This is a genomic window from Rhodococcus sp. UYP9, assembly GCF_040547235.1.
Lineage (GTDB): Bacteria > Actinomycetota > Actinomycetes > Mycobacteriales > Mycobacteriaceae > Rhodococcoides.
The window spans coordinates 134,501-154,533 of sequence record NZ_JBEPPH010000003.1; the positions used below are offsets into that span (position 1 = coordinate 134,501).

19 protein-coding genes are annotated in these 20,033 nt (G+C 61.4%); 10 read left to right on the forward strand and 9 right to left on the reverse strand.

Annotated features, from left to right (window positions below; genetic code table 11):
• The 6 genes from nuoL to ABIB36_RS10365 all read left to right on the forward strand — a co-directional run bounded on the left by nuoL (position 1) and on the right by ABIB36_RS10365 (position 7,261).
• Positions 1-1,872 (forward strand): NADH-quinone oxidoreductase subunit L, encoded by a 1,872-nt coding sequence (gene nuoL / locus ABIB36_RS10340; RefSeq protein ID WP_354559580.1) that lies wholly within the window; start codon positions 1-3, stop codon positions 1,870-1,872.
• Complete coding sequence (locus ABIB36_RS10345; RefSeq protein ID WP_084348956.1) at positions 1,869-3,434, forward strand: NADH-quinone oxidoreductase subunit M; 1,566 nt, start codon at positions 1,869-1,871, stop codon at positions 3,432-3,434. The genes nuoL and ABIB36_RS10345 overlap by 4 nt, the downstream gene beginning before the upstream one ends.
• Entirely contained in the window at positions 3,431-5,038 is a 1,608-nt protein-coding gene (nuoN, locus tag ABIB36_RS10350) for an NADH-quinone oxidoreductase subunit NuoN (protein WP_354559577.1), read from the forward strand. Before ABIB36_RS10345 ends, nuoN begins: the two co-directional genes overlap by 4 nt.
• A gap of 39 nt (positions 5,039-5,077) precedes the next feature.
• A complete protein-coding gene (locus tag ABIB36_RS10355; protein WP_354559575.1) occupies positions 5,078-6,040 on the forward strand; it encodes an endonuclease/exonuclease/phosphatase family protein in 963 nt (320 codons plus the stop codon).
• A gap of 64 nt (positions 6,041-6,104) precedes the next feature.
• Positions 6,105-6,302 (forward strand): hypothetical protein, encoded by a 198-nt coding sequence (locus tag ABIB36_RS10360; RefSeq protein WP_354559573.1) that lies wholly within the window; start codon positions 6,105-6,107, stop codon positions 6,300-6,302.
• A gap of 215 nt (positions 6,303-6,517) precedes the next feature.
• Positions 6,518-7,261: a polyprenol monophosphomannose synthase gene (locus ABIB36_RS10365; RefSeq protein WP_084348955.1), complete on the forward strand. Its 744-nt coding sequence runs from the start codon at positions 6,518-6,520 to the stop codon at positions 7,259-7,261.
• Here the strand turns inward: ABIB36_RS10365 and ABIB36_RS10370 are convergent.
• The 6 genes from ABIB36_RS10370 to ABIB36_RS10395 form a co-directional block, all read right to left on the reverse strand.
• A complete protein-coding gene (locus tag ABIB36_RS10370) occupies positions 7,235-7,720 on the reverse strand; it encodes a WKL family lipoprotein (RefSeq protein WP_354559571.1) in 486 nt (161 codons plus the stop codon). The genes ABIB36_RS10365 and ABIB36_RS10370 overlap by 27 nt on opposite strands.
• A 100-nt stretch (positions 7,721-7,820) precedes the next feature.
• Complete coding sequence (locus ABIB36_RS10375; RefSeq protein WP_084348954.1) at positions 7,821-8,492, reverse strand: lysophospholipid acyltransferase family protein; 672 nt, start codon at positions 8,490-8,492, stop codon at positions 7,821-7,823.
• A 102-nt stretch (positions 8,493-8,594) separates the two neighbouring features.
• Entirely contained in the window at positions 8,595-9,995 is a 1,401-nt protein-coding gene (locus ABIB36_RS10380; RefSeq protein WP_179142409.1) for a M16 family metallopeptidase, read from the reverse strand.
• Complete coding sequence (locus ABIB36_RS10385) at positions 9,949-12,201, reverse strand: polyribonucleotide nucleotidyltransferase (RefSeq protein WP_354559569.1); 2,253 nt, start codon at positions 12,199-12,201, stop codon at positions 9,949-9,951. Before ABIB36_RS10385 ends, ABIB36_RS10380 begins: the two co-directional genes overlap by 47 nt.
• A gap of 355 nt (positions 12,202-12,556) precedes the next feature.
• A complete protein-coding gene (gene rpsO, locus ABIB36_RS10390; RefSeq protein ID WP_084348655.1) occupies positions 12,557-12,826 on the reverse strand; it encodes a 30S ribosomal protein S15 in 270 nt (89 codons plus the stop codon).
• Between the two features lie 115 nt (positions 12,827-12,941).
• Entirely contained in the window at positions 12,942-13,913 is a 972-nt protein-coding gene (locus ABIB36_RS10395) for a bifunctional riboflavin kinase/FAD synthetase (RefSeq protein WP_084348654.1), read from the reverse strand.
• A 142-nt stretch (positions 13,914-14,055) separates the two neighbouring features.
• Between ABIB36_RS10395 and ABIB36_RS10400 the strand changes: the two genes are divergently transcribed.
• From ABIB36_RS10400 to ABIB36_RS10415, 4 genes are all read left to right on the forward strand, one after another.
• A complete protein-coding gene (locus tag ABIB36_RS10400) occupies positions 14,056-14,982 on the forward strand; it encodes a metal ABC transporter substrate-binding protein (protein ID WP_502944880.1) in 927 nt (308 codons plus the stop codon).
• A complete protein-coding gene (locus tag ABIB36_RS10405) occupies positions 14,979-15,743 on the forward strand; it encodes a metal ABC transporter ATP-binding protein (protein ID WP_354559566.1) in 765 nt (254 codons plus the stop codon). Before ABIB36_RS10400 ends, ABIB36_RS10405 begins: the two co-directional genes overlap by 4 nt.
• A 2-nt stretch (positions 15,744-15,745) precedes the next feature.
• Positions 15,746-16,624 (forward strand): metal ABC transporter permease, encoded by an 879-nt coding sequence (locus ABIB36_RS10410; protein ID WP_354559564.1) that lies wholly within the window; start codon positions 15,746-15,748, stop codon positions 16,622-16,624.
• Between the two features lie 156 nt (positions 16,625-16,780).
• On the forward strand, positions 16,781-17,458 hold the full coding sequence (locus ABIB36_RS10415) for a metal-dependent transcriptional regulator (protein WP_179142438.1): 678 nt from the start codon (positions 16,781-16,783) through the stop codon (positions 17,456-17,458).
• Here the strand turns inward: ABIB36_RS10415 and truB are convergent.
• The 3 genes from truB to ABIB36_RS10430 are packed head-to-tail and all read right to left on the reverse strand — an operon-like array spanning position 17,455 to position 20,012.
• Positions 17,455-18,381, reverse strand: a complete 927-nt coding sequence (truB, locus tag ABIB36_RS10420) for a tRNA pseudouridine(55) synthase TruB (RefSeq protein ID WP_084348650.1) — start codon at positions 18,379-18,381, stop codon at positions 17,455-17,457. The two genes, ABIB36_RS10415 and truB, sit on opposite strands and share 4 nt — an antisense overlap.
• Before the next feature lie 42 nt (positions 18,382-18,423).
• On the reverse strand, positions 18,424-19,092 hold the full coding sequence (npt, locus tag ABIB36_RS10425) for a 4'-phosphopantetheinyl transferase Npt (RefSeq protein ID WP_354559562.1): 669 nt from the start codon (positions 19,090-19,092) through the stop codon (positions 18,424-18,426).
• A complete protein-coding gene (locus tag ABIB36_RS10430) occupies positions 19,089-20,012 on the reverse strand; it encodes a metallophosphoesterase family protein (protein WP_354559561.1) in 924 nt (307 codons plus the stop codon). The genes npt and ABIB36_RS10430 overlap by 4 nt, the downstream gene beginning before the upstream one ends.
• Positions 20,013-20,033: the final 21 nt, after the last annotated feature.

Sequence of the window (20,033 nt, forward strand, 5' to 3'; positions counted from 1 at the left end):
ATGTGGCTACTACCGACCCTCCCGTTACTGGGCGCGGCCATCCTGCTGCTGTGCGGGCGGCGCGCTGACCGATGGGGACATATCTTCGGCACGGCCGTGGCGTCTGCGTCGTTCGTCGTCGGGGTCATCTTCTTCGTGGAGATGCTCGGCCGAAGCGCCGAGGACCGCGCCGTGAGCCAGACCTTGTTCAGGTGGATTCCCGTTGCCGACCTGCAGGTCGATTTCGGTCTGCAACTCGATCAGTTGTCGATGTGTTTCGTATTGCTCATCACGGGGGTGGGTTCACTCATCCATATCTACGCGATCGGTTACATGCGCGAAGACCCCGATCGTCGACGATTCTTCGCATACCTCAATCTCTTCCTGGCCGCGATGCTCTTGCTCGTCATGGCCGACAACTTCCTCGGCTTGTACGTCGGGTGGGAGGGTGTGGGCCTCGCGTCGTATCTGCTCATCGGATTCTGGCAGTACAAGCCCTCGGCTGCAGCAGCAGCGAAAAAGGCGTTCGTCGTCAATCGCGTCGGTGACATCGGATTGATGATCGCGTTGATGATCATGTTCTCCACGTTCGGTGGCGTGTCCTTTTCTGAGGTCCTGACGGGGACAGATGCGGCGAGCGAGTCGACGCTGACCGCACTCGGTTTGGTACTGCTCCTTGCGGCGTGTGGAAAGTCGGCCCAGGTGCCGCTTCAATCCTGGCTCGGCGACGCCATGGAAGGGCCGACCCCGGTGTCGGCACTCATCCACGCGGCCACGATGGTGACAGCAGGTGTGTACCTGATCATTCGGTCGGGGCCGATCTTCACCGCAGCCCCGACCGCTCAGACCGCGGTCGTCATCGTAGGCGCGGTGACGCTTGTGTTCGGTGCGATCATCGGGTGCGCCAAGGACGACATCAAGAAGGCGTTGGCCGCATCGACGATGAGCCAGATCGGGTACATGGTGCTCGCCGCCGGACTCGGCCCGGCCGGATACACGTTCGCGATCATGCTCCTACTGGCACACGGTTTCTTCAAGGCCGGTCTCTTCCTCGGTGCCGGGTCCGTCATGCACGGTATGAACGACGAGGTCGACATGCGCCGATACGGGGCGCTGCGGAAGTCGATGCCGATCACCTTCGTGACGTTCGGCCTCGGCTACCTCGCCATCATCGGTGTTCCACCTTTCTCCGGCTTCTTCGCCAAGGACAAGATCATCGAGGTCGCCTTCGGTGCGGGTGGCGCGGCCGGCGTCGTGCTCGGCGTCGTCACCCTGTTCGGAGCTGGTCTGACGGCGTTCTACATGACGCGGGTGATGCTGATGACTTTCTTCGGCACTGCGCGGTGGTCCCCCGACGCACACCCGCACGAGTCGCCTTCGGTGATGACCGGTCCGATGGTCGTTCTCGCGATAGGGTCGGTCGGCGCGGGGGCGCTGTTGACCCTCGGAGGATCGTTGACGTCATGGTTGGAACCGGTCTTCGGCGAAGTCGAAGAGTCACACACACTTCCGGCCTGGCTGGTGACGTCCATGGCGCTTGCTGTCGTCGCGGTCGGAGTACTCGTGGCGTACGTCCGCTATGCACGATCACCGATACCGACCACAGCGCCTGAACCGGTCTCGGTGGTGACGACGGCGGCACGACGGGATCTGTACGGCGACGCCTTCAACGAGGCCGCTCTGATGCGTCCCGGCCAGAGGATCACCCAGGCCACGAAGGTATTCGACGACACCGCAATCGACGGCGCCACCGTCGCTCTCGGGTCCATCATCGGAGCGGTATCGACCCGAATCCGCCGCGTGCAAACCGGTTTCGTACGTACCTACGCGCTCACGATGTTGCTCGGCACGGCTGTGTTTCTCGCGATGATGGTGGCGGTGATGGTGTGGTGAATTCCTTTCCTTGGTTGACGACATTGTGGGTGTTGCCGATCATCGGTGCGGCAGCTGCGCTTGCCATGCCGAAAGCACGGGCAGGGTGGGCGAAAGTAGTGGCGCTCGTGGCGTCGCTGCTCACACTCTTCGTCGCCGTAGTCGTGGCGGTTCGGTTCGAGCCTGGAGGCGCAAGGTACCAGTTCGTCGAATCCCATTCGTGGATCGAGGCATTCGGTGCCCGCTACGAGCTGGGGGTCGATGGTATTGCCGTGGTGCTGATCCTCCTGACCGCGGTGCTGCTGCCACTGCTTCTGGTTGCCGGGTGGAACGACCCACGGATCGGACGGTCGGCACACCTTTACGTTGCGCTGATTCTCGCTGTCGAATCGATGGTGTTGATGTCGTTCAGTGCCCTCGACATTCTGCTGTTCTACGTATTCTTCGAGGCGATGCTCATTCCGATGTACTTCCTCATCGGTGGGTTCGGCGGCAAGCACCGAGCATCCGCAGCAGTGAAATTCCTGTTGTACAACCTCCTGGGTGGACTCGTCATGCTCGCGGCCGTCGTCGGGTTGTACGTCGGTACAGGCACATTCGGCTTTCGAGAGATAGCTGCTTCCGCGGCAGCCGGCGATCTCGGAATGTCGCCTGGACTGCTCAATGCACTGTTCCTCGGCTTCATGTTCGCCTTCGCTGTGAAAGCCCCACTGTGGCCGTTCCATTCGTGGCTGCCGGGAGCCGCAGTCGAATCGACACCTGCAACGGCGGTGTTGATGATGGCCGTCGTGGACAAAGTCGGAACATTCGGCATGCTCCGATACTGTCTACAACTCTTTCCCGATGCGTCGACGTATTTCGCACCGTTCGTCGTGACGCTGGCAGTGATCGGAATCGTCTACGGCGCAATCCTTGCCATCGCTTCGACGGATGTCATGCGGTTGATCGCCTACACCTCGATCTCGCACTTCGGCTTCATCATCCTCGGGATCTTCGCTATGACCAGTCAGGGCCAGACCGGTTCGACGCTCTACATGGTCAATCACGGAATCTCCACGGCCGCATTGTTCCTCGTCGCCGGATTTCTGGTGTCGCGACGCGGCACTCGCGCGATCGACAGCTACGGCGGAATCCAGAAAGTCGCACCCGTCCTCGCCGGCACCTTTCTCATTGCCGGTCTGGCGACTCTTTCGCTCCCCGGGCTGGCGCCCTTCGTCAGCGAATTCCTGGTACTGATCGGAACGTTCACCCGCTACCAGGTTGCGGCAGTCGTCGCGACGTCAGCGCTCGTTCTGTCTGCCGTCTACATTCTGTGGCTCTATCAACGGGTCATGACCGGTCCACTCGAAAAGAAGAACGCCGATGTGCACGACCTGGTTCCACGCGAGCTGGCCGTGATGGTGCCCTTGATAACGCTTCTGATCGTGTTGGGGCTGTACCCGAAACCGATCCTCGACATAATCTCGCCCGCGGTAGCGACGACGGTGACCTCGGTCGAGTCCGACGATCTCACCGCTGACGGACAGGGTCTCACCGCTGACCAACAGGGTTTCATCGCTGACGAACAGGCAGGAATCAGATGACCGGCGACGCAGTTGTGGTGGCCCCGAGTATCGAATACAGCCAGCTTGCGCCGATGCTCATCATCTTCGGTGTCGCGGTTCTCGGAGTCCTCGTGGAAGCATTTCTTCCCAGGTCCGCCCGATATCCGGCGCATGTCGCGCTCGCTATCGGTGGTATCGGCGCGGCTCTGGTAGCGGTTGTCGTGCTTGCGTTGTCCTTGGACGGAAGCGATTCCGCCGGCAGCCTTGCCATGATGGGTTCGGTAGTCATCGACCGCCCGGCATTGTTCTTGCAGGGAACCCTGCTGTTGATCGCGATCCCTTCGGTATTACTGATCGCCGAGCGAAGGGTCGAACCGAGCCTGGGCACCGCGCCCAAGAATGCGCCACCACGTGCGGATTCCTTTGCGCCACAAGCCTCGACTGTTCCAGGGTCACTTGCCGAGCGCCAAGCAACGCAAGCCGGCGTCGCCCAGACCGAAGTGTTCCCGCTGACGATGTTCGCGTTGGGGGGCATGCTACTGTTCCCAGCTTCGAACGATCTGTTGACCATGTTCGTTGCCCTCGAGGTCTTGTCGCTTCCGCTCTATCTTCTCTGCGGCCTCGCCCGGCGAAGGCGTTTACTGTCACAGGAAGCGGCCTTGAAGTACTTTCTTCTGGGCGCATTCTCTTCGGCCTTCTTCCTGTTCGGATCGGCGTTGCTGTACGGGTACGCAGGCTCCGTCACACTGGGTGATATCGGTGATGCTGTATCCGCAGGCACCGGGAACGACGCCCTGGCGGTACTCGGTACCGCACTGGTGGGGGTCGGTCTCCTGTTCAAGATCGGTGCGATTCCTTTTCATTCGTGGATCCCCGACGTCTATCAGGGCGCGCCGACGCCGATCACTGCATTCATGGCGGCAGCGACGAAGGTCGCCGCGTTCGGCGCTATGACCAGAGTCTTCTACGTAGCGCTACCGGATCTCCGTTCCGAATGGCGACCCGCGCTATGGGCTGTGGCAATCGCAACGATGCTGATCGGTGCCATCCTGGCGGTGACACAGACCGACATCAAACGCATGCTTGCGTATTCGTCGATTACGCACGCCGGCTTCATTCTGACCGGACTCGTCGCCGTCGACGCCGCCGGACTGTCCTCGACGCTGTTCTACCTGTTCGTCTACGGATTCAGTACTGTCGCGGCATTTGCAGTGGTCACGGTTGTTCGTGACGAGTCCGGTGAGGTCGGCGACATCTCACGCTGGGCGGGCTTGGGCAAACAGTCACCGTTGCTCGCCGGTGTCTTCGCACTGTTGTTACTTGCGTTCGCCGGCATTCCATTGACCAGTGGATTTTTCGGAAAGTTTGCTGTCTTTCAGGCAGCTGCGCAGGGTGGCGCAGCGCCACTCGTCGTGGTTGGTGTCGTGAGCAGCGCCATTGCTGCGGTGTTCTATATCCGGGTGATCGTGCTGATGTTCTTCTCCGAGCCGGATTCCACCGATAGCAGCCGAGCGACTGTAGTGACTCCGAGTGTTGCTACCACCTTGACGATCGGAATCGGTGTGGGCGCCACTGTCGTCTTCGGTATTTTTCCCGGCCCGCTGCTCGACCTGGCAGACCGAGCAGCGGTCTTCCTGAGCTAGGGCGGTGTACTCGCACACGGTGCGGTTAGGATCCGCACAATGCGGACAATAGTTACAAGATTGGTGGCAGGGCTCTGCCTGTCGATCTCGGTGTTGGGGTTACTTGCCTACTTTTCACGGGTCGACAACCGATATGTCGTGGCCCTCGCATCGTTCACACCATTCCTTCTCTCCGTGTCGGTGATCGGCGCTGTGGTTGCCGCATTCGGACGACGATGGATCCTCTTCGCAGCGTCTGCGGCTGCTCTCGCGACGGGAGTCGGGCTTTTCGCTCCCTTGTACGTCCCCGGTTCGACCGCCGCGGCATCGGAGGATTCCACTGGCCCGGCACTGCGAGTCATGCAGTCGAACCTCATGCTCGGGCTGGCCGATCCCGATCAGATCGTCCGTGAAGTGATCGATCGTGATATCGACATCCTTACCGTCCAAGAACTCACGAGCAACGCCCTGAGTGGCCTCGACGCCGCGGGTCTGGAAGATCTGCTGCCCTACAAGTTCACCCGACCCACCCCCGAAGGTGGAGGCGGCGCCGGCATCTACAGCCGCTTCCCACTCGAGAACGAACGAGAACTACCTACATTCCTGCTGTGGAACCTGTCCACCGACATCGACGTCGGCACCGGCCCACCCATCCGGGTGTACTCGGTGCACCCGGTACCGCCATACCCGTCCCCCACACCGGTATGGGCCTCGGAAATGCAACTGCTGAAGCAAGAGGTGACGGCGTCCGCGGAGCTACCGCGAGTGATAGTGAGCGGCGACTTCAACTCGACCTGGTCGCACAGCAGGTTTCGAGACATCGTGGATGTGGGCTACACCGACGCAGCAGAAAGCACCGGCGGCGGTGTGATCCCTACGTATCCCACAGACAAGGCCTACCCTGCACTCGTCGGAATCGATCACATCCTCAGCCGCGGCATGCAGGCGACATCTCTCGAGCGGATCACTGTCGACGGCACCGACCATCACGGAATCGTCGCCGAACTGAAAACGACCGGTTAGCCCCGACCCCTGAAGAAGCACTTGCGATTGTTGTCGACGGCACCGTTGAGTGCATGATGAACCCATGAGTTCGAATGATCTCTTCGGAGGACCCAAACGGCTGCTGATCGTCGTCACCGTGGTTGTCGCGGTGACAGTTCTCGCTGCGATCGTCACCTTGATCGTGCGGCAGATACTCGGTCCACCCGAAGGACCTTCCCCATACGACACCCCCGAATCTATGTCGTATGTACTGCAGATCACCTCACCTTCCCCGCTGTGATCTGAGCCGGTGAACTACGCACCGACCACTTCCGTACGACGGCCGGTTCGACCGGGGAGTACGAGGCAGCGACGCGATAGCTAGCCGATGGCAGTCCGCGAGGACGAACGAGATCGACACCGACAACGCCGTTCCTGCTCACCGATCCGGCGTGTTCACCGACGTTGGACGACTGTGATTTGGTTCTTGCTACCCCGATCACGGATCATACGAGCGTGACTTATCCAAGCGTCGCCCCGAAGACAACCGTTGTCGTACCCACGTACAACGAGCGCGAGAACCTTCCCAAGCTGGTGGGACTGCTCGCGGATCTGGGCATAGAGAATCTGCACGTTCTCGTCGTGGACGACAACTCACCGGATGGGACCGGCAAGGTTGCCGACGAACTGGCCGAGAACGGCCCGCTCCCCCTTGCTGTTCTGCATCGCACCGAGAAGAACGGGCTCGGCCGCGCCTACGTCGCAGGTATGTCCAAAGCGTTGGACGACGGGGCGGACATCGTCATACAGATGGATGCCGATCTGTCCCATCCGACCGAAGTGATACCGGCAATGATCGAGACACTGACCACCACAGACGCTGCGGTGGTGCTCGGGTCGCGATATGTGCCAGGCGGTGAAGTGGCGAGCGACTGGCCCTGGCACCGGAAGGCTCTCTCGGCTTGGGCGAACTTCTACGTCAACACAATTCTGCGCCTGAAAGTCAAAGACGCGACGGCAGGCTTCAAGGCTTGGCATGCGAAGACACTTCGGGCAATCGACGTCTCCTCGGTCGAAAGCAACGGTTATGCCTTCCAGGTGGAGATGAACTACCGCACCGTCCGACGCGGACTGAAAATCGCCGAGGTGCCGATCAAGTTCGAGGAGCGCAGCGACGGCGAATCGAAGATGAGCCTGGCAGTACAACTCGAATCGGCACTGGTGCCGTGGAAGCTACTCGCCGGCCGGGCACGCCGCTGACGTAAGCCCAGCAAGTCCGACCAGTGCGCAGGCATTGTCGCGGCTGAGCTTCCACACCCCGTTCTCGGCCACGAAGATCATCGTCGTCGGGTTCGGCTGGCCACCGATAGTCAATGTTGCCCCAGCACTGAGTGTTCCATCGCCTAGATCGTCGACGCCGGTAATTTCTACGGTTGCATCGTTCGTGACGGCTGCAGAGACGACTTGGTCGATCAATGAGGGATCCTCTTCCGCACCCTGAATGAAGACAGCCTTCTCTGCCGATGGAACCGCTGGATCGAAGCCCCGCTTCAGTTCCTCGTTCAGATCTGCCGCCGACGGAACCGGCGGATACGCGGACGCTGTGGGAATGACCACGGATGGAGCCGAAGGGCTCTTGTCGTCACCGCCATCACTACATCCGCAGACGAGAGCGGTCACGGCTGCAACAAGAACGAAAGGCCCAATGGTGAGTTTCATTCACCGAAACTAGCGCAGCAATGGTCGAATGTACTGATAGGCAGCATGATTCACAGAGTCGTCACCGAGGATTCTCACCAGCGTCTTACATACTGTTCGATCAGGTCGCCTTCGCGGCGGCAGCGTAGATGTCCACGTACTCCTGCCCGGACATCTTCATGAGCGAGTACATGACCTCGTCTGTCGCGGATCGAACTACCGCTCGATGTGTTGCATGCTCGCTGTACCGCGAGAAATCCAACGGTTCGCCGAACCGCACGACAATCTTCGATGGGTGCCACCGCCTTGTTCCGACCGGATTGAACTTCTCGGTTCCGAACATCACGACAGGAATCACGGGCGCACCGAGCTCGAGGGCAACCCGCGCCATTCCAGTCTTGCCCTTGTACAGCCGGCCGTCCGGCGAGCGGGTCCCCTCGGGATAGATGGCCCAGATGCCGTTGTCGGACAATATCTTCCGCGCGGCTTCGAGTGCAGGCTCTCCCGCACCGCTCCCCGACCGATCGATGGGAACCTGTCCGGCGCTGGTATAGAACCAGCGAATGAGGCGACCCTTGATCCCATGACCCGAGAAGTATTCACTCTTGGCGACGAATTTGATCCGACGAGGCACGACGAGAACCAGAAAGAACGAATCCACCACGGTGAGGTGATTCCCGGCCAGAATCACCGGACCAGTGGAAGGTAGGTTGTGGCCGCCCTCGATCCGAGGTCGCCCGAGGACCCTCAATACCGGCCCGATCAGAACGTACTTGAAGATCCAATACCACACGAGATCCACTCACCTTCCGTCGGGCACAGTCCCTGGCCAGGGGAATTGATGCAGTCGCCGCCGTTTTCTACTGTGACATCGTCTCTCGGCGGCGACTACACCTCAACGTACGAGTGACTTGACCGAGGCCGGTAGTTGGCGAACGCTCTTGTACGGTCCGACGACGGCTGCCCCGAACGGCCTCGACAGAAGCACCCGAGCAACCTCGCGAACCTCGTCGTTGGTGACCTGATCGATCCGTGCGAGTGTGTCGGTGATGTCGTGATGGTTGCCGTAGTTGAGTTCACTTCGTCCGATGCGGTTCATTCGCGATCCAGAATCTTCCAGTCCTAGAACCAAACCGCCACGCAAAGAGCCTTTCGCCCTGGCGCACTCGTCGTCACTGATTCCGTCGGAGGCAACGCTTGCGAGGACTTCACGCACAACCGTCGTCACTTCCGCAAGATTCTCCGGTTGGCATCCCGCATATACCGAGAACGCGCCCGAGTCCGAGAAAGTATCGACCGAGGAGTACACCGAATACGCCAACCCTCGTTCCTCGCGAATCTCCTGAAACAAACGCGAGGACAAACCGCCGCCGACAGCGGTGTTCAGGACCGACAGTGCCCACCGATGACCCTCGTGTCGACCGAACGCCCGAACTCCGAGCGACAGGTGCGCTTGCTCACTGTCCCGAGCGATGAATCTCAACTCGGGCCGAGTACGCAACCGCATTCCGCCTTCACGCCGAGGCACCGAGGTGACTCCCGACTCGAGGTGCCCGGCGAATGCGCGCTTGGCCATGGCGACGGTTCGGCGATGATCGACATTTCCCGCCACCGCGACGACCATGCGCTCCGGTGTGTAACGACGCGTATGAAACGACCGCAGCTGAGATCTAGTCATCGCCTCGATCGACTCGACGGTTCCGATCACCGGTCGCCCGACGGGATGATCGCCGAACATGGCTTCGAGGAACAGATCTCCCAGCAGGTCTTCGGGATCGTCGTCGCGCATCGATATCTCCTCGAGCACCACTTGACGCTCCACATCGACATCGGCTGTGCGACAACGCCCCCGCAGGACCACGTCGCTGACCAAGTCGATGGCCATGCCGAGGTCCTCATCGAGCACGTGCGCATAGAAGCACGTACTTTCCTTCGAGGTGAACGCGTTGAGTTCGCCGCCCACGCCATCCATCACTTGAGCGATCTCGAGTGCTGATCGTGTGGGCGTCGACTTGAACAACAGGTGTTCGAGAAAGTGCGCTGCACCGGCAACGCTGGGCTGTTCGTCGCGCGAACCGACACCGACCCAGACACCGACGGACGCCGAACGTACGCCGGGAACGAATTCGGTGACTACGCGAAGACCACCGGGCAGCGTTGTTCGCCGAACGCCCTGCGACTGCTCGGTGTGATCCGAAACGGCCGAACGGTACGTCCCGAGGGGACGTACCGTTCGGTCCTGAGTCTTCTTACTCAGCGGGTGACTCCGTCGGGACGTCGACTGCCACAGCGGCATTGTCGTCCTCGACCGGCACGAGGCTGATCTTGCCGCGGTTGTCGATGTCGGCGATCTCGACGCGAAGCTTCGACCCGACGCTGACGACATCTTCGACCTTGTTGATCCGCTTGCCGCTACCCAGCTTGGAGATGTGAACCAGGCCGTCGCGACCCGGGAGCAACGAGACGAATGCACCGAAAGCTGTTGTCTTGACAACAGTTCCGAGGAAACGCTCGCCGACCTTCGGCAGCTGCGGATTGGCAATGGCGTTGATCATATCGATCGCAGCCTGCGCGGACGGGCCGTCCGCTGCACCGACGTAGACAGTGCCGTCATCTTCGATGGAGATGTTGGCACCGGTCTGCTCGGTGATCGAGTTGATCATCTTGCCCTTGGGTCCGATGACCTCGCCGATCTTGTCGACGGGGACCTTGATCGCCGTGACACGAGGCGCGAAGGGACTCATCTCGTCGGGGGTGTCGATGGCTTCCGCCATGACCTCGAGGATCGTCGTACGAGCATCCTTGGCCTGCGACAGTGCGCCGGCGAGGACCTTCGACGGAATCCCGTCGAGCTTCGTGTCGAGCTGGAGCGCCGTGACGAAGTCCTTGGTTCCGGCGACCTTGAAGTCCATGTCGCCGAAAGCATCTTCGGCACCGAGGATGTCGGTGAGCGCAACGTAGCGAGTCTCTCCGTCGACCTCGTCGGATACGAGACCCATGGCGATACCGGCAACCGGTGCACGCAACGGCACACCGGCGTTGAGCAGCGACAGAGTCGCGGCACATACCGAGCCCATCGACGTCGAGCCGTTGGAGCTCAGTGCCTCGGATACCTGACGGATTGCATACGGGAACTCTGCCTGGCTCGGGAGCACCGGCAACAGTGCACGCTCGGCGAGCGCTCCGTGTCCGATCTCGCGACGCTTCGGCGAACCGACGCGTCCCGTTTCACCGGTCGAGTACGGCGGGAAGTTGTAATGATGCATGTAACGCTTGCTGGTCTCGGGCCCGAGGGAGTCGATCTGCTGGGCCATCTTGACCATGTCCAGCGTCGTGATGCCCAAGATCTGGGTCTCGCCACGCTCGAACAGTGCGCTGCCGTGTGTGCGCGGAACGATCGCGACCTCTGCCGACAACGAACGGATGTCGGTGACACCGCGGCCGTCGATACGGAAGTGATCGGTCAGGATCCGCTGGCGGACAGACTTCTTGGTGAGGGCGCGGAACGCGGCGCCGATCTCCTTCTCGCGGCCTTCGAACTTGTCGGAAACCTGCGCGAGGATCTGAGCCTTGACCTCGTCGAGCTTGGCCTCACGCTCGGCCTTGCCTGCGATGGTCAATGCCTCGTTCAGCGGAATCTTCGCAGCGGACTCGACGGCCTCGAAGACGTCCGACTGGTACGGCGGGAACACCGGGTAGTCGCCGGTCGGCTTGGAAGCATTGGCTGCCAGTTCCTGCTGCGCGGTGCACAGAGCAGCGATGAACGGCTTGGATGCTTCGATGCCCTCGGCAACGACTGCCTCGTTGGGGGCGGTGGCGCCACCTTCGATGAGTTCGATGACGTTCTCGGTTGCTTCTGCCTCGACCATCATGATCGCAACATCGGCGTCAGCACCCGAGCCCGAGACGATGCGGCCGGCGACGACCATGTTGAACACGGCCTTCTCGAGCTGCTCGTTGGTGGGGAATGCAACCCACTGCTTCCCGATCAGAGCGACGCGGACGCCACCGATCGGGCCGGAGAACGGCAGGCCGGCGATCTGTGTGGACGCAGACGCAGCGTTGATCGCGACGACGTCGTAGAGGTCCGCGGGATTGAGGCTCAGGACCGTGATGACGACCTGGATCTCGTTGCGGAGTCCGTCGACGAACGTCGGACGCAGTGGGCGGTCGATGAGGCGGCAGGTCAGGATCGCGTCCGTCGACGGGCGACCTTCGCGCCGGAAGAACGATCCGGGAATGCGTCCTGCTGCGTACATGCGCTCTTCGACATCCACCGTCAGTGGGAAGAAGTCGAATCCTTCGCGGGGGTGCTTGCCTGCCGTGGTGGCCGACAGCAACATCGTGTCTTCGTCGAGGTACGCCGCGACAGCGCCTGCTGCCTGCTGCGCGAGCCGACCGGTCTCGAATCGGATCGTTCGCTTGCCGAATGTACCGTTGTCGATGATGGCGGTAGCTTCGAAGATGCCTTCTTCGGCATCCAACGTTGTGGTTTCGGTCATTCTTTTCTTCTCGTCCTCTCGTCTTTGCCGTGTCCACTGAACCTTCTGTCGGCTCCTCGGGAACCTCGTGTTCCTTCGAACTCCGACAGCGGTGCGAGCGGAGGCGGCCATCGATCGAAGCCGGCCGGACACTTGCCCGACAGGCCACTACCGAAGACCGACGCCACGTCGTCTCAGGCACACACGGCGGTATGCGAATACCCATGCACTCGCAGTGTTGCTGGTCTATCTGTACTTCGGGTCATACAACTTCGGGTCATACACAGATAGCCAACGAGGACAGTCTAAGCACTGCCTCGTTGGCTTCTGCACTATTGCGGTGACCGCGCACTCGAGCGGGCACGTCGACGTCGAACTAGCGACGCAGACCCAAACGCTCGATCAGCGAGCGGTAACGGGTGACGTCCACCTTGGCGATGTACTTGAGCAGGCGACGACGACGTCCGACCAGCAGCAACAGGCCGCGGCGGGAGTGGTGGTCATGCTTGTGCATCTTCAGGTGCTCGGTGAGATCGACGATGCGCTTGGTGAGCATCGCGACCTGAGCCTCGGGTGAACCCGTATCGGTCGGGTGCAAGCCGTACTCGCCGAGAACGGTCTTCTTCTGTTCGGTGGTCAATGCCACTGGTACTACTCCTGATCACTGACGTCCGCGTGAAAGGGAATTCGAGTGATCTCGCATGCGAGATACCGAATCGGGTGCAGCCACCACGGACCGCAGCATGCACCAACGTAGAAGACTACCAGGACTGCAGTTGCGACAGAATCGACCGGGCCCGATCGGAGTCTCGTCCCATTTCCGCGATCAAATCGTCGACCGAATCGAACTTCTCCATCCCTCGGAGTCTTTCGACGAAATCCACTGCCACATGCTGGCCGTACAGGTCCGCGTTGCTGTCGAGAACGAAGGCTTCCACGGTGCGCGTCCGCCCCGAGAACGTGGGGTTGGTCCCGACGGACACCGCTGCCGGTTGCCGTTTGCCCGGCGTCACGGTCCCGATCATCTCGCCAGGACCGAGGACGGTGAACCAGGCTGCGTACACGCCATCGGCGGGAATCGCCGAATGCATGGGGGGTGCCACGTTCGCGGTTGGGTAGCCCAGCTGGCGACCTCTGCCGTCGCCGTGCACGACGACACCTTCCACCCGATGCGAACGACCGAGTGCCAGCGCAGCCGCAGCGACATCGCCGGCATCGACGCACGAGCGAATGTAGGTGGACGAGAACGTGACCGCATGCTCTGCGAGAAGGCTGACGCCGTCGACCGCGAAACCGAATCGCTCGCCGACTGCACGAAGCAGATCCACATTGCCCAACGCCTTCTTGCCGAACGTGAAGTTGTCCCCCACGACCACCTCGGCGACGTGAAGTCGCTCGACCAGAATCTCGTGGACGTAGCGCTCCGGGGTGAGCTTCATCAGCTCGGGCGTGAACGGCATGACGAAAAACACGTCGACACCGAGTTCCTCGGCCAGCTCTGCCCGTCGGGTAAGCGTCGTCAGTTGCGCCGGATGCGTTCCAGGCCGGACCACTTCCATGGGGTGCGGATCGAATGTCATGAGCACACTGGGAATGCCGCGCTCCCGCGCAGACTTCACCGCACGGCTGATCAATTGCGCGTGCCCCCTGTGCACGCCATCAAAAACTCCGATCGTGAGAACACAACGGCCCCAGTCGGCAGGTACATCGTCGAGACCTCGCCATCTCTGCACGAGGGGAAGCCTACGGGCCGTCGAGTTCGGGGTCACTTCCGGATCGGTGTGTCGCTCGACTCAGGTGTAGACAAATGTCTCGGGGTTCTGTCAATATTTCGGTGTGCCGAACTTATTTCTTCGCCATGGAAGATTTTCGACGATGTCCGCGTTGAGCCTTGTCACGGCCGTGTTCATGTCGGTCGGCGCGCTCGCAGGGTGCGCTAGAACTGTCGGTGACGAGAACTCTGCCATCACAGAGGACACCCGACCGTTGGTCCTCACGACATTCACCGTTCTCGCCGACATGGCGCGCAACGTGGCAGGCGAGCATCTCCTCATCGAGTCGATCACCAAGGTGGGCGCGGAAATTCACGGTTACGAACCGACCCCCGGCGATCTCCGTACCGCCGAACAAGCCGAACTGATCCTCGACAATGGTCTGGGACTCGAAGCGTGGTTCGAGAAGTTCATCGAGCGCGTCCCCGCCCCACATGCCGTGGTGAGCGACGGCGTGGAACCTGTCTACATCCGTGCCGATGCCTATGCGGGGAAGTCCAATCCACACGCGTGGATGTCACCGAAGGTCGCGGAGGTCTATGTCGACAACATCGCGTCCGCATTCGAAGATCTCGATCCACTGCACGCCGCGGACTATCGCGCCAACGCCGAGTCCTACAAAGCTCAGCTTCGAAAGGTCGGCGACCGACTCCGGGTCGACCTCGACACACTGCCCCCCAACGAACGAGCAGTGGTCTCGTGCGAGGGCGCATTCAGCTACCTTGCACGCGACTTCGACCTCCAAGAGGCATATCTATGGCCGGTCAATGCCGAACAGGAAGGCACCCCGAAGCAGGTCGTCGCCACCATCGACTTCGTTCGAGACAACGACGTACCGGCGGTGTTCTGCGAATCGACGGTGTCCGACAAAGCTCAGCGACAGGTCGCCGAGGACACCGGTGCGCGCTTCGGCGGCACCCTCTTCGTCGATTCGCTGAGCGAGGAGGGCGGACCCGTTCCCACCTATCTGGACCTACTGACCTACGACGCCCGCACCATCACCGATGCGCTATTGGGGACACGACGATGAACACGAAGCCTGCCGCACTGACAGTCACCGGGGTCGGCGTCCGATATCGAGACATCACCGCACTTGTCGACGCATCCTTGACGCTCGAGGCCGGTCGCGTCTGCGGCCTAGTGGGGATGAACGGGTCGGGAAAGTCGACACTGTTCAAGGCCATCATGGGTGTAGTGCGACCGGACACCGGCACCATCTCCATCTTCGGCGGAGCCCCTGCCGACGCCCGCAAGGCCGGCACGGTCAGCTACGTGCCGCAGAGCGAGACAGTGGACTGGTCCTTCCCGATCAGCGTCCGCGACGTCGTCATGATGGGCCGCTACGGGAAACAGAACTGGATGCGAAGCCCGCGCAGACGCGATCGCTCGGCGGTGGAGAACGCAATCGATCGAGTCGACCTGACCGAACTCGCCGGCCGCCAGATCGGACAGCTGTCGGGTGGCCAGCGCAAACGGGCCTTCGTTGCCAGAGCCATCGCCCAGGAAGCCTCGCTGCTGCTCCTCGACGAGCCTTTCGCCGGGGTCGACAAGCGAACCGAAGCCACGATCACCCGATTGCTGCGTGAGCTCACCGCGGCAGGCGCTTCGGTACTCGTATCCACGCACGATCTCCACGCGCTGCCGGACCTGTGCGACGAGGCGGTCCTGCTGCAGCAACGAGTGTTGATGCACGGAAGACCGGAGGAGGTGTTGAAACCGGAGAACCTCGCATTGGCCTTCGGTGTCGATCCACTTTCACGCACTACCTCCCACACCTCGGACGTGAGCTGACCATGGACCTCGTCGACTTCTTCGTCGAACCTTTGCAGTACACATTCATGCAACGCGCCATGCTCGTGACGGTCACCGCGTCCATCGTCTGTGCCGTACTCAGTTGCTGGTTGGTCCTCATCGGCTGGTCGTTGATGGGCGACGCGGTCTCGCACGCGGTACTGCCTGGCGTCGCGCTCTCGTATCTGCTCGGCGCCCCCTTCGCGATCGGGGCACTGCTGTTCGCGCTAGTCGCCGTCGGCGCTATCGGGCTCGTCCGCAACACCACTCTGGTCAAGGAAGACGCGGCCATCGGCGTCGTATTCACGACGTTGTTCGCGCTCGGAGTCGTGCTGATCTCGAAGTTCCCGAGCCAGATCGACCTGAACCACATCCTCTTCGGCAATCTCCTCGGAGTATCGCAATCGGACATGCTGCAAGTGTTCATCCTCGGCGGTCTCGCGCTGCTGGTGATGGTCCTCAAGCGTCGCGACTTCACGCTGTTCGCCTTCGATCGCACGCAAGCGCGTGCGGTAAGTATCTCGCCCACGGTCATCTCGGCGACGATGCTGACATTGCTCGCGTTGACGACGGTGGTCGCACTCCAAGCAGTCGGCGTCATTCTCGTCGTCGCGATGCTGATCACGCCAGGAGCGACGGCCTATCTGTTGACCAATCGTTTCCGGCGGATGCTCGTTCTCGCCCCGAGCATCGCCGTCGGCTGCGCGATAGTCGGCATCTATGTGAGCTTCTATCTCGACGTGTCCTCGGGCGGCACGGTTGTGTTGTCGCAGGGCTTCGTGTTCATCCTCGCCTATCTGTTCAGCCCGTCGCAGGGGTTGATCACCCGCTATTTCCGACGCTCCGACGACGTGGCGGCGCGCCAACCGGCGGGAAGCTAAACTCGTCGCGTGGTGGAGCAAACGGTCAGTCCGGACACCGGCGGCAAAAACACTGCAGGTAACAAAATTACTGCAGGTAACAAGGCTGCAGGTAACAAGGCTGCAGATAACAAGGCTGCAGGTAACAAGGCTGCAGCAGTCAACCTCGCGGAAGAATTGCAGCTGTCGGCTGTCGCGCAGGACTATCTCAAAGTGATCTGGACCGCCGGCGAGTGGACCGAAGACGCTGTCAGTACCAAGATGCTCTCCGAACGCATCGGCGTCTCCGCTTCGACGGTGTCCGAGGCGATTCGCAAGCTGGCCGATCAAGGCATGGTCGACCACGCTCGTTACGGGGCTATCTCTCTCACCGCCAGAGGACGCACCGCGGCCATTGCCATGGTTCGACGGCACCGACTGATCGAGACCTACCTCGTGCAAGAACTCGGCTACGGCTGGGACGAAGTGCACGACGAGGCAGAAATACTCGAACATGCGGTCTCGGACCTGATGATGTCGCGAATCGACGCGAAACTCGGCTTCCCGGAACGTGATCCACACGGCGACCCGATTCCGTCGGTGGACGGCGAAATCGCGTCACCTGAAGCCACCCGCCTGAGCGACTACGCAGACGGCCAACGCGGGCTGGTCGCCCGGATTTCCGATGCCGATCCGGCGATGCTGCGCTACTTCGACTCGGTGGGCATCACGCTCGATCTGCCGATCGCCGTCCTCGAACGACGCGACTACGCAGGAACGGTGGAAATCGAATTGGACCATCACGGTGCCGACAAGGGCGTCATCGATCTCGGTCAACGCGCAGCCGAAGCGATCTGGATGATCCCGACCCGCTAGTGACCGCGCAAGGTTGCGGGGCGAACGACCAGCACCGAGCTTGCACGCTTGCCCTTTTCTTGCAGCAGGGCGATGGTGTGCCCCGATGGATCGATCGCTGCATACACGCCATCTATCCCCACTGGATCCAACCATCTCCCCTGGCTGACCGATTCCGCTTCCTCGGCGTCGAGTTGCCGGTGCGGAAAAGCTGTGCGCGCGGCCTCGTCGATGTCGAGGCTGACTCCAGGGTTCTCCGCGAGCTCCTCGAGCGTGCGAGCATGCTCGAGCGTGAACGGTCCCACTCGCGTGCGCCGCAGCACGGTCAGATGGCCGCCGACACCGAGAGCGGCACCGAGGTCACGCGCGAGCGCGCGAATGTAGGTTCCCGAAGAGCATTCGACGTCGACATCGAGATCGACGAAACCGGTATCGGGTACGTCTCGCCGGGCAAGTAGGTCGAATTTCGTCACGCTGACCTTTCGAGCAGGCAGGGTGAACTCCTCACCTGCACGTATCAGCTTGTGGGCGCGTTGCCCGTCGACCTTGATCGCACTGACGCTCGCCGGAATCTGCTCGATGTCCCCGGATAGAAGTGCGATCTGCTCTCGAAGCGCCGAATCGCTCACCGAGTGCGCCGACGCATCCGCGATGGTCTCACCCTCGGCATCGTCGGTGGTGGTGCTGCGCCCGAGTCGGATCGTTGCCGTGTAGGCCTTGGTGGTCAACGCGAGAAGCCCCAGCATCTTCGTGGCGCGTTCGATCCCGAGGACGAGCACACCGGTTGCCATCGGGTCCAGCGTGCCCGCGTGCCCCACCTTCCGAGTGTGCAGAAGTTTGCGACAGGAGGCGACTACGTCATGGCTGGTGACCCCTGGCCCCTTGTCCACGATCAACAACCCGGCACCGACGAGACCGGAGGACAACTTTCCGCGTGAAGACACGAGAGTTCATTGTGCCAGGCGGCTTCTGCTCCGGGTGGATCGCTACGTCACTGCGATCGCGGTGACGATCAGACCGTCGGCGACGAGCCATCTGCCGTCGAACGATGTCAGTGGCGGGCCGTCGATGGTTTCACCGGACACGAGGAGGCGCGAGTGGAAGGTTCCGGAGACGTCGCCGCCGGAACCGGTGCGCTCGAACGTGATGTGCGCATCCTCAAAACCCAACCATCGACCGGTCAAAGGTTCCCACGCCTTGTACGTCGCTTCCTTGGCGCAGAACAGCAAACGATCCCAGTGCACCTCCGTATCACCGGACGCGGTGCGTAGCCATGTTCGTTCGGCCTCGAGACTGACGGCATCGAGAACTCCGTCGGGTAGTGCATCGTGTGGTTCGGCATCGATTCCGACGGAACGAACCTGCATCGAATACCCCACGACTGCACCGCGATATCCGTCGCAATGCGTCAGGCTCCCGACCACTCCCCTCGGCCATTGCGGTGCGCCCGAACTTCCTCGCATGACCGGCGCTGGATCCACACCCAGCTTGCCCATCGCCAGGCGGGCGCAGTGGCGCGCAGAGCTGAACTCACGCTTGCGCTTGTCCACGGCCTTGGCGACCAGGTGAGCTTCGAGCGGATGCGGCTCCAACCCCGGCGGGTCGGCGAACAACTCGGCGGCGACGACGCCATTGGGAAGGATCGACTCGATCACTGCTCAGACCTCATCTTCTCGACTTCGGCTTCCATCTCGGGTGTCACCTTGAAGTGTCCGCCCCACTTGTTCAAAGTTCCCTCGGGATACTCCGGCACGGGAAGTATCTGTCTGAGCACGTTGTCGGGCAGCCCGCGACGCTGCCATTCGCGTGGATATCCAACCGAGACTTCCTCGAATCGCACCCCGTCGTAGTACGTCGTGCGAGGGATGTGGAGGTGTCCGTACACCGCACACAGGGCGTTGTAGCGGGTGTGCCAGTCGGCGGTCAGAGTGGAACCGCACCACAGCGCGAACTCCGGATAGAAAAGCACCTCGGTGGGCTGTCGCACCAACGGAAAATGGTTGATCAACACCGTGGGGATCGACGGATCGAGCGCGTCGAGTCTGATCCTGGTGCTCTCGATGCGGGCTCGACACCATGCGTCTCGGCTGGCGTAGGGCTCGCACGAGAGCAAGAACTCGTCGGTTGCGACGACATTCTTTTCTCGCGCGATCGCAAGCCCGTGTTCCTTGTCCACGGCCCCACGAGGGAGAAACGAGTAGTCGTACAGCAAGAACATCGGCACCAATCTCGCCGGTCCGCCTTCGCCCTCCCACAACAAATAGGGATCCTCGGGCGTGACGACGTCGATCTCACGGCACAGATTCACCAGGTACTCGTAGCGCGCGGCACCGTGAATCTGCACTGGATCTTTGACCGTCGTCCACAACTCGTGGTTGCCGGGTACCCAGATGACCTTGGCGAATCGACTTCGGAGCAACTCGAGTGCCCACTTGATGTCGTCGGTTTTCTCCGAAACGTCTCCCGCGACGATCAACCAATCTTCCGGTGATTCGGGGTGAATATCCTCGGTGACCGGACGATTTCCTCGGTGACCGATGTGGATGTCACTCACTGCCCAGAGCTTTGCTGTCACAGGCCGTGTTCCTTCCCGATG